Origin of the sequence: Dietzia sp. KRD202 (assembly GCF_017168155.1) — a bacterium.
Classification (GTDB): Bacteria; Actinomycetota; Actinomycetes; order Mycobacteriales; family Mycobacteriaceae; genus Dietzia; species Dietzia kunjamensis.
Map to the genome: position 1 here is coordinate 280487 of NZ_JABFAN010000016.1, position 11705 is coordinate 292191.

Below are 11705 nucleotides of genomic sequence, written 5' to 3' on the forward strand. Positions count from 1 at the left end.
GGTCAGAACCGCCCGCCCGCGCCGCCACCGCCGAAGCCGCCGCCACCGCCTCCGAAGCCACCGCCGAATCCGCCACCGAGGCCGCCGCCGCCGAAGCCGCGGGCGGATCCGAAGCCGCCACCGCCGCCGCGGAGCATCCCCTGGATGAGCGCGCCGGCGACCATGCCGCCGACCATCGCGCCGGTGTTGGACCCGCGCCGTCCGCCGCGTCCGTACGGGCCGCCCCGGCCGCCGTACCCGCCGTACCCGCCGGAGTACTGGGGCCGGGAGGCGTCGCTCTGCGCGAGACGGAGCGCCTCGCGGGCGAGGTTGAGCGCGCGCTCGGCGGCAGGGAACGCGGCCGGGCCGACCGTGCCCTCGGCGGTCGCCAGCGAGCTCTTCGCGGCCGCGAGGCGCGTGCGGGCGGCCTGGCCGATCACGTACGAGCGGCTGCCGATGAAGTCGTCGGCCTCGCGGACCGCTCCGGCGGCGCGGGTGATCGCGGCCCGGCGGGCGGCACGGGCGCGGTTGGCGGCCTCGGCCTCGTGCCCGGCGGCGGCCAGGGCCTCGTCGAGGTCGCGGTCCACGTCGATGAGGTGGGAGAAGGTTCCCAGCGGATCGGTCTGACCGTCGCGGCGGGCCGCGTCGACCGCCTCGCGCGCCGCGGCGGCCACCTGCGTGAGGGTCTGGCTGGAGGTGTCACTGACATCGGTCGACGCCAGCAGCCGCGAGGCCATGGTCAGTTCCTCCTCGACCTCCTCGATCAGCGGGTCGAGGTCGCGGCGCGCGGTCGCGATGTCGTCGGCGGCGTGTTCGACGCCGTTGACCAGCTTCTCGGCCCGGGACAGCTCGCCTTCGGCGGAGGTGATGGCGTCCACGGCCTCGCCCTGCTCACCCACCGGCCGGGCCAGTGCCGCGCGGGCGCGGACGGTGTCGCCTTCCGCGGCGTCGAGCAGCTCCCCGGCCAGCGAGAGGTTGTCGGAGATGGAGGAGAGCACGGCCGACGGGAACCGCTCGCGCAGGTCCGCCATGGTCTTCTCGGCCTCGGGGAGCCGGGCGCGCAGGGAGACCGCGCGGCGGGTGAGCGTGTCGACGGAGGCGGCGCCGTTGATGAGCAGGTCGCGCATCTCAGCGAAGGCCGTGGCCTGTCCCTCGAGGCCGCGTTCGGCGCGTTCGGCGCGGGCGGCCACCTCGAGCAGCATGGCCTTGCGCTGGTCGGGCGTCTCGGGGATGTCGTCGTCGAGCCGCTGGACGAGTGCGTGCGCGGCGGCGACCTCGGCCCGTGCCGAGTCGAGCGCGGAGCGGAACGGCCGGGTACGCAGCTCGCCGAACTCGCCTGCGGCGGTCTCGAGGGCGTCCGTGGAGGCGTCCACCGACTGGTCGGCATCGGCCAACCCGGAGCGGGCGCGCGCGTCGAGCACCTCCACAGGCAGGGCCGACATCCGGGCGGTGTCGTCGCCGGGGATGTCGCGGGCGTCCTCGGCCTGCCTGGCCGTCCGCGTGGCGCGGCGCCGGCGGGCGAACAGGACCACGGCCGCGACGACGGCGATGATCACCACGATGATGGCCAGGATGGCGAACGGCGAGATCTCCGAGCCGGAGCCCTGGCGTTCGAGCCCGTCGGCCGCGCCGGTGACGGCGCCGGCCCAGTCGCCGGCGGCGAGGCGCGGTTCGATGTCGCGGTCGACGATCTCTTGCGCGGTCAGCTGATCGGCAGTGGGCGAGGCCTCGGGGTCGTCGAACTCGAACCAGTACCTGCCCTCGTCCACGGCCACCACGAGCAGTGCGTCGGACGCGCCCAGGTCGGACAGTTCCCGGGTCTGCTGCGTCCACTGCTCGACCGGGATGCCGTCGAGGGTGTCGACGAACGTCACCCACAGCTGGATCTGATCGGTCGAGCGCAGTTCGGCCAGTCTGCTCTCCACCTCGGGGGTGTCGCCGCCGAGGACCCCCGCGGAGTCGGTGAGCTGCTGCTGCAGGTTCGACGGGGGCTCGGCGGAGGCGCCGGGGGCGGCCCACACCAGCGCGCAGGCCAGGAACGCGACCACCGTCGCGAGCGCTGTCACCGGGGCCTGGCTGAACCGGGAACGGGGTCGCCGGGCGGCGGCGGGCGGGAGTTGGGCGGCGATCATGGCCCCAGCGTATCGGCCCCGAACAGGGGGCACGCCGGTCCTCGCCGGAGGCGGCTACTCTGGGCGTCATGGCAGGGCGGATTCCGGAGCAGGACATCGCCGCGATCCGCGAACGCACCCGTATCGAGGAGATCGTCGGCGAGTACGTCGCGCTCAAACCAGGTGGCGCGGACTCGCTCAAGGGGCTGTCCCCGTTCAAGGACGAGAAGACCCCCTCGTTCCACGTGCGTCCGCAGCACGGCTACTTCCACTGTTTCTCCACGGGTGAGGGCGGCGACGTCTTCGCGTTCCTCATGAAGATGGAGCACATCAGCTTCGTGGAGGCGGTGGAGCAGCTGGCCGACCGGCTGGGCTACCGCATCTCCTACGAGGGTGGCGGTCAGGTCATCCAGCGCGATCGCGGCACGCGGTCCCGGCTGGCGCAGGCGAACGCGGCCGCGCAGAAGTTCTACGCCGAGCGCCTGGCGCAGGATCCGGAGGCGGAGACGGCGCGCACCTTCCTCACCGACCGCGGGTTCGACATGGCCCAGGCCCAGCACTTCGGCTGTGGATACGCGCCCGCCGGCTGGGACACCATGAGCAAGCACCTCATGCGCCAGGGGTTCGAGCCCAAGGAGCTGGAGGCGGCCGGGCTGTCCAAGACGAGCTCGCGCGGCACCCTCATCGACCGTTTCCACCGCCGGTTGTTGTGGCCCATCCGCAACCTCGGGGGCGAGGTGATCGGGTTCGGCGCGCGCAAGCTGTTCGAGGACGACACCCTGGGCAAGTACATGAACACCCCCGAGACGATGCTCTACAAGAAGTCCCAGGTGTTGTTCGGTCTGGACCTGTCCAAGCGGGAGATCGCCTCGCAGCGTCGCGCGGTCGTGGTCGAGGGGTACACCGACGTCATGGCCATGCACGCGGCCGGCGTCACGACGGCGGTGGCCGCGTGTGGCACCGCGTTCGGCGAGGACCACCTGTCCACGCTGCGGCGCCTGATGCTGGACGACAACTACTTCCGCGGCGAGATCATCTACACCTTCGACGGCGACGAAGCCGGCAAGAAGGCCGCGCTCCGGGCGTTCTCGGGGGATCAGCAGTTCTCCGGCCGGACGTTCGTGGCGGTGGCCCCGCCGGGGACGGATCCGTGCGACCTGCGTCAGAACAAGGGCGACGCCGCGGTGCGGGATCTCGTGTCCGCGCGGGTGCCGATGTTCGAGTTCGCGATCCGCTCGATGCTCGAGGACTACGACCTCGACCACGCCGAGGGGCGCGTGGAGGCCCTGCGTCGCACCGTGCCGGTGGTGGCCGACATCCGCGATTCGACGCTGCGTGACGAGTACGCCCGCCAGCTCGCCGGCTGGGTCGGCTGGGACGACCCGGCGACGGTGGTGCGCCGTGTCCGCGAGGAGGCGCGCAAGAAGGGCCGCGCGCGGTCGGCCGGGTCGGGTCCCGGGTTGCGCAAGCGCGCCCCCGGTGGACCGGGCGGGGGAGCCCGACCGGGGTGGGACGCCGCCGAGCGTGGGGGCGGCGCGGGGCGTGGAGAGACGACGAGGGCGATCGTCGACGCCGCGCTGTCGCGCGGGACCGATGCGGGACCAGCGGCGCTGAAAAGCGTCTGACCTGCGGCCGGGTTCTGTCTCCGGCTTACAGGCCGGCTCGTTCGCCCCGTTCCCGGCAGGCGCCACCGCGGCGCGCGGTGGCGGGTCCGGACCCGGATAGTAGGGTCCGAGGTGACAAGCCCGTCCCGTCGAACCGAGGAGGCCCACCGTGTCGGAAGAGCAGTGGTACTACGACATCGCCACAGGTCAGGCGCAGCAAGGCAAGGTGACCAACTGGGACAACCGGATGGGCCCCTATGCCACGCGCGGCGAGGCCGAGGCGGCGCTGGCCAAGGCGAAGGCCCGCAACGAGGCGTGGGACGCCCAGGACGACTAGTACGAGCCCGGGAGATTGAGGCCGGGCTGTCCTACTTCTTCCCGCCCTTCTTCTTGCCGCTCTTCTTCTTGTCCTTCTTCTTCCTGCGCCGCCGTGCCGCGCGCCGTGACTCGGACAGTTCGCGATAGGCGGCCGTGACCGCCGCGGCGTCGCTCTCGAACCCCTCGAGGGTGCGCTCCGAGAACGCCCGCTCGTGCTCGAAGAGCACCCCGAGGCCGAACGTCGACTCACCGGCGAACTCCGCCCGCCGCGCGATGCGCCGGATCCACTGCCGGGAGGTGACGCTGTCCTGGACCTCCCCGAGCACCGTGTGCAGCCGGTCGCAGGCCGTACGCAGCGGGGCCACCGTGAGGTCGTCCGACGTCGGGACCGCACTGACGTTGCGGCGCAGTGCCTTGGCGCGCTTGCGCACGACGTGGGTGAGTTCCTCCCGCTGGGCCAGCGTCAGGTCGAGGGAGTCCAGGTCGCGCTCGGTGCGGGTACGGACCTTGGTGAACTTGGAGAACTGCCGGTCCACCCCGCGCAGCAGTGTCTCCTCGGCTTCGCGCCGCCTCCTACCGCCCTTCGACGGAGCACCGCCCTTCGACGACGCCCCGCCCCCCGCTGCGGCGGGGCTTGTTCCCGCGACGCGGACCAGCTCGTGGAGTCGGTCGACCACGTCGAGGTACCGGTCGGAGAGCAGCGCCGCGGTGACGCGTTCGCCTGCGCGCTGCTCCTCGAAGTCCAACTCGGTGCGCAGGAGGTGCCGGGTCCTCGCGGTCACCACGTCCTCGGGGTAGTCGGCTGCCAGTGCCCCGAGCCGCTGGTCGACCACCTGGATGTCCCGGGCCTTGCCCAGCACCGCGGCGAGCTCCTTGAGTTCGGCGAGGAGCGCGGCCGGGTCGATGTCGGTGCCGGCGGTCTCCGCCCCGAGCTCGTCGGCGTACGAGCTGATGGTGCTCCGCAGGCCACGGACCGCGACGCGCATCTGGTGGACGCCCACCACGGTGACGCGCCGGGCCGCCGGATCGTGGTCGAGGAGTTGCTGCAGGTCCTGGACAAGGGCGTCGCGCACGGGCGAGACGCCGCGCTCGTAGAGGTCGGGGAGTGGGCCGATGGTGCGGGCGAGTTTGGACGACGACGAGGCGTGAGCCCCGGCGTCCGCGCAGGCGGCGGCGACGGTCGCGAGGAGATCGTGTGCATCGGGTCGCGCCGGATCGACCAGTTCGGTCTCCCATTCCCGCCATCCCGCCGTTGATCCGCCGGCGACGAACGACTCGGTGGAGACCCGGTCGTCGCAGAACTCGATCACCGCGGCCCCGTCGGGGTCCCGCAGCGTGAGGACCTGCCGGCGGTTGTCGATGCGGGCGACGGGCTCGAGGGGCCGACGGCGGACCAGCCCGGCGACGGCCGTGACGAGCTCCGCGGGGACGACGTCGTCACGGGGGTCGCCGTCGCCGAGCGGGGCCTGCAGTTCGACGCGTCCCGCCCGGTCGGGCAGTTTGAGGTGCCAACCCTCGTCGTCCCCGCCGGTGCGGCGCCGGAGTGTGACCTTGTGCCGGGTGAGCGAGAGGTCGGCGGTGTCGTAGTAGGTGGCGGAGAGCTGGTGCTCCACCGGGACGTCCGCGACGAGAGGCGCCAGGGCGTCGACCGTGGGCAGCGGGGTGTGCTCGTCGACCTCGAACTTGCTCTCGACCTCGACAGTCTCGTTGATCGTCATGGTCCGGTTGTATCAGTAAAGGATGAACACCGGCAGTGAGCGCCGCCCCTTCCGGACTTACCGGCGGGTAAGGTAAGTGGCTACGGTCACACATTCGTCGTAAGGGAGAGACTGTGGATCAGCCGAAAATCGTCGACGTCCTGGTGGTGGGGGCGGGGTTCTCCGGGCTCGGTGCCGCCATCCGGCTCGCGCAGGAGGGCTTCGACGACCTCGTCGTCCTGGAACGCGGCCCCGAGGTCGGCGGGACGTGGCGCGACAACAGCTATCCGGGCGCGGCGTGCGACGTCCCGTCCCACCTGTACTCGTACTCCTTCGCCCTCAACCCCGACTGGTCACGGGCCTTCTCGCCGCAGGGCGAGATCTACGACTACATCCGGAAGGTCACGCACGAGGCCGGCGTGCGCGAGAAGATCCGCTTCGGCGTCGACGTCACCTCGGTGGACTACGACGAGTCCCGCGGCCGGTGGACGGTGCGCACCAGCGAGGAGGAGTACGACGCCCGCGTGGTGGTGCTGGGCGTCGGGGCACTGTGCGAGCCCAGGCTCCCGGAGATCGACGGCGTCGGCGACTTCGCCGGGCCCGTCTTCCACACCGCCCGCTGGGACCACTCGGTGACGCTCGCCGGCCGACGCGTCGCGGTGATCGGCACGGGCGCCTCGGCGATCCAGGTGGTGCCGTCCATCGCCCCGACCGTGGCGCACCTCGACGTCTACCAGCGCACCGCGCCCTGGGTCCTGCCCCGGATGGACCGGCAGTACCCCCGGTTCGAGCGGTCGCTGTACCGCCGGGTGCCCGGGTTGCAGCGCGCGGTGCGGGCGCTGCAGTACGCCAGCCGCGAGTTCCAGGTGGTGGGCCTGACCCGCACCCGCGCGGCGCTGGCGCCCATCAAGGCTCTCGGACGCGCGCACCTGGCGATGCAGGTGCGCGACCGTGCCCTGCGCGCGCGGCTCACCCCGCACTTCGAGATCGGGTGCAAGCGCATCCTGCTGTCCAACACCTGGTACCCGGCACTGACCCGGGACAACGTCGACGTGGTCACCGAGCCGATCACCCGCGTCACCGAGGGCGGGATCGTCACCGGTGACGGGACCGAGCACCCCGCCGACGTCCTGGTGGTGGCCACCGGCTTCCACGTCACCGATTCACCGTTCTTCGAGCGCGTCCGCGGAACGGACGGGCGCACCCTGGCGGACAAGTGGCAGAGCGAGGGGATGGAGGCCTACAAGGGGACCACGGTCGCCGGCTACCCCAACCTGTTCGTCCTGGTGGGCCCCGCGACCGGACTCGGGCACTCGTCGATGATCTACATGATCGAGTCCCAGCTCAACTACCTCGTGGACGCGCTGCGCACCATGCGGGACCGCGGCCTGCAGACCGTCGAGGTGCGTGCGGCCGTCCAGCACGCGTACAACCGCGAACTGCGCGACAGCACCGGCGAGACCGTGTGGGTGACCGGCTGTAGGAGCTGGTACCTCGACGACAAGGGCAACGCGCCGGCCGTGTGGCCGGACTACACCTTCACTTTCCGCAACCAGACCCGGGAGTTCGACCTGAGCGCCTACCGGCGGACCGCGGCCGACGCCACGGCCGCGACGCGTACCGGGCAGGAGGCCCTCCGGTGAGCGCCCCGATCAGCAGACTGTTCGGCGCCGTCGGGTCACTGGCCCGCCGCCCCCGCTGGCGGATGGACGGCAAGGTCGTCGTCGTCACCGGCGCCGGCTCGGGGATCGGGCGCGAACTGGCGCGCGAGGCCGCGCGGCGCGGCGCCCGGTTGGCACTGAGCGACATCGACGCAGACGGACTGGCCCGGACCGTCGAACTCGCGCGCGGTGACGGCGCCACCGACGTGCACTCGCAGCGTCTCGACGTCACAGAACAGGCGATGGTCGCCGAGTACGCGGGGGCGGTCGCCGAGCACTTCGGCGTGGTCCACCTCGTCGTCAACAACGCCGGCATCGCGTTCACCGGGGCGGTCGAGCAGTCCGGCTACAAGGACATCGCCCGCGTGATGGACGTCGACTACTGGGGCGTCGTGCACGGCACCAAGGAGTTCCTCCCGCACCTCATCGCCTCCGGCGACGGCCACCTGGTCAACATCTCCAGCATCTTCGCGTTCCTGTCCGTGCCCACCCAGAACGCCTACAACGCGGCCAAGGCGGCGGTCCAGCAGTTCACCGAGTCCCTGCGGATGGAGATGATGGCGGCCGGGCACCCCGTCGACGTCACCTGCGTCCACCCGGGCGGGATCAAGACCGCCGTCGCCCGGAGCGCCGGCGCGGCCGAGGGGCTGGACAGCGCGAACTTCGCCGCGATCTTCGACGCGAAGTTCGCGCGCACCGAGGCGTCGACGGCCGCGCGGGTGATCCTCGACGGCGTCGAGCGACGTAGGGCGCGCGTGCTGGTGGGGGTCGACGCCCACCTGCTCGACGCCCTGGTCCGACTGTTCCCGACCGGCTACCAGAAGGGCACGGTCGCGATGACGCGCCGCTTCGGGGTGGTCTGAGCCGGGAGCGCGCCCGGCCCGGGCGCCTCAGGGCCGGAAGCGGTCCGTGGCCTCCAGCAGGTGGTGCGTCGTGCCGGGTTCGGCCATCGCGTGCCCCGCGTCGGGGACGATGTGCAGCTCCGAACCCGGCCACGCCGCGTGCAGTTCCCACGCGCTGGCGACCGGGCACACCACGTCGTAGCGGCCGTGGACGATCACGGCCGGCAGGTGGGCGATCCGGTCCATGCGGTCCAGGATCGCCCGGCCCCCCAGGAACGCGTCGTGGACGAAGTAGTGGTTCTCGATCCGGGCGAAGGCCAGGGCGAAGCGGTCCGGGTCGCCGCCGGTGCCGGCGGGTCGGGGGAGCAGGGTCGAGGTGGACGTCTCCCACGTGGTCCACGCGCGGGCCGCCTCGAGTTCGACCTGCGGATCCCCGCAGTGCAGGAGCCGGTGGTAGGTCGCGACGTGGTCGTAACCCGGCTGATGGACGGCGTCGGGGCCGTCCGCGGCGAGCAACGGCGCGAGGTAGCCCTCCCACACGTCCGGGAACAGGTGCGCGGCCCCACCGCGGTAGAACCAGTCGATCTCGCTCGGGCGGCACAGGAAGACGCCGCGAAGGATCAGACCGCGGACCCTGGAGGGATGCTCCTGGGCGTACGCCAACGCCAGGGTGGAGCCCCACGAGCCGCCGAAGACCAGCCACTCCTCGACCCCGAGGTGCTCCCGCAGTCGCTCGAGATCGTCGACCAGGTGCCAGGTGGTGTTGACCGTCAGGTCCGCGCCGTCGGCGACGTGCGGGGTGCTCCGCCCGCACCCCCGCTGGTCGAGAAGGATGATCCGGTAGGCCGCCGGGTCGAACATGCGTCGGTGCTCGGGCGTCGTCCCGCCACCGGGTCCACCGTGGACGAACAGGACGGGGGCGCCGTCCGGGTTGCCGGAGCACTCCCAGTACACGTGCTGCCCGTCGCCCACGTCGAGCATCCCGCTGTCGTGGGGCTCGATCGCCGGGTACGGGGCACGGCGGGCGGCCCCGTGTCCGCTGTCGGTCGTCGGTGCCATCACGGTCAGAAGGAGTGCTCGGCGCCGGGGAAGGCCCGCGAGCGGACCTCGGTTCCGTACTCGCGGGCGGCGTCACGCAGCGTGTCGGCCAGCTCGGCGTACCGCTTGACGAACTTCGCGGTGCGGCCCGTGCTGTGCCCGGCCATGTCCTGCCAGACCAGCACCTGGGCGTCGCACCCGTTGCCGGCCCCGATGCCCACGGTGGAGATCTCCAGTTCCGCGGTCACCTCCCGCGCCAGGTCGGCGGGCACCATCTCCATCACCACGGAGAACGCCCCGGCCTCCTGGACGGCGCGGGCGTCGGCGCGCAGCTGATCCGCCGCGTCGCCGCGACCCTGGACCCGGAACCCGCCCAGCCCGTTGACCGACTGCGGCGTGAAGCCGATGTGCGCCATCACGGGGATCCCGGCGTCGACGATCGCCTTGATCTGCGGGACCATCCGCACGCCGCCCTCGAGCTTGACGGCCTGGGCGCCGCCCTCCTTCATCATGCGGGTGGCCGCGGCCACGGCCTGCGTCGGCGAGGCCTCGTAGCTGCCGAACACCAGATCCGCCACGACCAGCGCCTTCGGGGCGCCGCGGGTGACGGCCCGCACCAGCGGGATCATCTCGTCCTCGGTCACCGGGACCGTCGTGTCGTAGCCGTAGACCACGTTGGCGGCCGAGTCACCGACGAGCAGCACCGGGATCCCGGCCTCCTGGAACAACCGCGCGGAGACGAAGTCGTAGGCGGTGAGCATCGGCCACGGCTCGCCGGCGGCCTTGAGCTCGGCGAGGTGGTGCAGACGGGTGACCCGGGTCAGGCCCTGCGGCCCGTCGCCCTTCGGCGTCTGGCCCGGTGCGCCGCCGGCGCCGTAGACCGGGGAGTCGGGGGTGTCGCTCATGGGAGTGTGGCCTTCCTTCGGTGACCTCGAGGCCGGCTGGAGCGCCGGTACCCGGGTGGACAGGGGGCGGTGACGTGCGCGGCGGGATCCGTGCGCTGTCGCGGACGAGTCTGCCACGACCGGCACGGAGGGGTCCGGTGGGCGTCGGGGCGGGCGGATGTCACACGCTCGTAACACGACAGGCACTAGGTTGGACCGCATGAACCGCCAGCAGGAGTACGTTCTCAGGACCTTGGAAGAGCGCGACATCCGGTTCGTCCGGCTCTGGTTCACCGACGTCCTCGGCACCCTCAAGTCGGTCGCCGTGGCGCCGGCCGAACTCGAGGGCGCCTTCGGGGAGGGGATCGGCTTCGACGGCTCCGCCATCGAGGGCTTCTCCCGGGTGTCGGAGGCGGACACCGTCGCCAAGCCCGACCCGTCGACCTTCCAGGTGCTCCCGTGGGCCCACGCCGACGGCAAGCAGCACTCCGCGCGCATCTTCTGCGACATCTTCAACCCGGACGGCAGCCCCAGCTGGGCGGACCCGCGGCACGTCCTGCGCCGCCAGCTCAGCAAGGCCGCTGACCTCGGGTTCTCGTGCTATGTCCACCCCGAGATCGAGTTCTTCCTGTTCAAGGACCTGGACACGGACGGCGCGGAGCCGGTGCCCACCGACAACGGCGGCTACTTCGACCAGGCCGTGCACGACTCCGCCCCGCACTTCCGGCGCCACGCGATCGAGGCGCTCGAGGCGATGGGCATCTCGGTGGAGTTCTCCCACCACGAGGGCGCCCCGGGCCAGCAGGAGATCGACCTCCGCTACGCCGACGCCCTGAGCATGGCGGACAACATCATGACGTTCCGCTACGTGGTCAAGGAGGTGGCCATGAACAACGGGGTGTGGGCGTCGTTCATGCCCAAGCCCCTGCGTGACCACCCGGGCTCGGCCATGCACACCCACATGAGCCTGTTCGAGGGCGACGCCAACGCGTTCCACGACCCGGACGACGAGTACCAGCTGTCCGATACCGCGAAGTCGTTCGTCGCGGGCATCCTCACCCACGCGCCCGAGTTCTCGGCGGTGACCAACCAGTGGGTCAACTCGTACAAGCGACTCATCGGCGGAGGCGAGGCCCCCACCGCGGCCACCTGGGGCCGGGCCAACCGGTCGGCGCTCGTCCGTGTGCCCATGTACACGCCCAACAAGGCGTCCTCGCGCCGCATCGAGGTGCGCAGCCCGGACTCGGCCTGCAACCCCTACCTGGCCTACGCGGTGATGTTCGCCGCCGGGATCAAGGGCGTCCAGGAGGGGTACGAGCTGCCGCCGGAGTCCGAGGACGACGTGTGGACCATGAGCCGGCGCGAGCGGCGGGCGATGGGGTACACCGACCTCCCCGGCAGCCTCGAGCAGGCGCTGGACGCCATGGAGGAGTCGGAGCTCGTCGCCGAGGCGCTGGGCGAGCACGTCTTCGAGTTCTTCCTGCGCAACAAGCGGCGCGAGTGGCGCGAGTACCGCAACGACGTGACCCCGTACGAGCTGCGGCACTACCTCAACTTGTGACCGGGGGCGG

Annotated in this window: 8 protein-coding genes and 1 pseudogene; 5 read left to right on the top strand and 4 right to left on the bottom strand. The window is 71.9% G+C overall.

Features of this window, described 5'->3' with window-relative positions:
- Nucleotides 1-2: 2 nt before the first annotated feature.
- Entirely contained in the window at nt 3-2111 is a 2109-nt protein-coding gene (locus J1M64_RS20210; RefSeq protein ID WP_206474276.1) for a YgcG family protein, read from the bottom strand.
- A gap of 68 nt (nt 2112-2179) precedes the next feature.
- Here J1M64_RS20210 and dnaG point away from each other — a divergent pair.
- Together dnaG and J1M64_RS11990 are read left to right on the top strand one after the other, a co-directional pair.
- A pseudogene (dnaG, locus tag J1M64_RS11985) lies at nt 2180-3595 on the top strand (DNA primase); the annotation flags it as partial.
- Nucleotides 3596-3863: 268 nt separating this feature from the next.
- The gene (locus J1M64_RS11990) at nt 3864-4031 is read left to right on the top strand and encodes an SPOR domain-containing protein (RefSeq protein WP_119193045.1); all 168 of its coding nucleotides are present in this window, start codon (nt 3864-3866) and stop codon (nt 4029-4031) included.
- Nucleotides 4032-4062: 31 nt separating this feature from the next.
- Here J1M64_RS11990 and J1M64_RS11995 read toward each other — a convergent pair whose 3' ends face one another.
- Nucleotides 4063-5730 (bottom strand): CYTH and CHAD domain-containing protein, encoded by a 1668-nt coding sequence (locus J1M64_RS11995; RefSeq protein WP_206474277.1) that lies wholly within the window; start codon nt 5728-5730, stop codon nt 4063-4065.
- A gap of 113 nt (nt 5731-5843) precedes the next feature.
- Between J1M64_RS11995 and J1M64_RS12000 the strand changes: the two genes are divergently transcribed.
- Together J1M64_RS12000 and J1M64_RS12005 are read left to right on the top strand one after the other, a co-directional pair.
- Nucleotides 5844-7352, top strand: coding sequence for an NAD(P)/FAD-dependent oxidoreductase (locus J1M64_RS12000; protein ID WP_206474278.1), 1509 nt, complete (start codon nt 5844-5846; stop codon nt 7350-7352).
- Between the two features lie 62 nt (nt 7353-7414).
- Complete coding sequence (locus tag J1M64_RS12005) at nt 7415-8233, top strand: SDR family oxidoreductase (RefSeq protein WP_067714319.1); 819 nt, start codon at nt 7415-7417, stop codon at nt 8231-8233.
- 27 nt (nt 8234-8260) lie between these two features.
- On the opposite strand, the gene pip is transcribed toward J1M64_RS12005, so the two are convergent.
- Together pip and panB are read right to left on the bottom strand one after the other, a co-directional pair.
- On the bottom strand, nt 8261-9271 hold the full coding sequence (pip, locus tag J1M64_RS12010) for a prolyl aminopeptidase (protein WP_206474279.1): 1011 nt from the start codon (nt 9269-9271) through the stop codon (nt 8261-8263).
- A 5-nt stretch (nt 9272-9276) separates the two neighbouring features.
- Nucleotides 9277-10155: a 3-methyl-2-oxobutanoate hydroxymethyltransferase gene (panB, locus tag J1M64_RS12015; RefSeq protein WP_206474280.1), complete on the bottom strand. Its 879-nt coding sequence runs from the start codon at nt 10153-10155 to the stop codon at nt 9277-9279.
- Between the two features lie 199 nt (nt 10156-10354).
- Here panB and glnA point away from each other — a divergent pair, with 199 nt between their 5' ends.
- Nucleotides 10355-11695 carry a type I glutamate--ammonia ligase gene (glnA, locus tag J1M64_RS12020; RefSeq protein WP_067714196.1) on the top strand — a complete coding sequence of 447 codons (1341 nt, stop codon included), beginning with the start codon at nt 10355-10357 and terminating at the stop codon, nt 11693-11695.
- Nucleotides 11696-11705 lie beyond the last annotated feature (10 nt).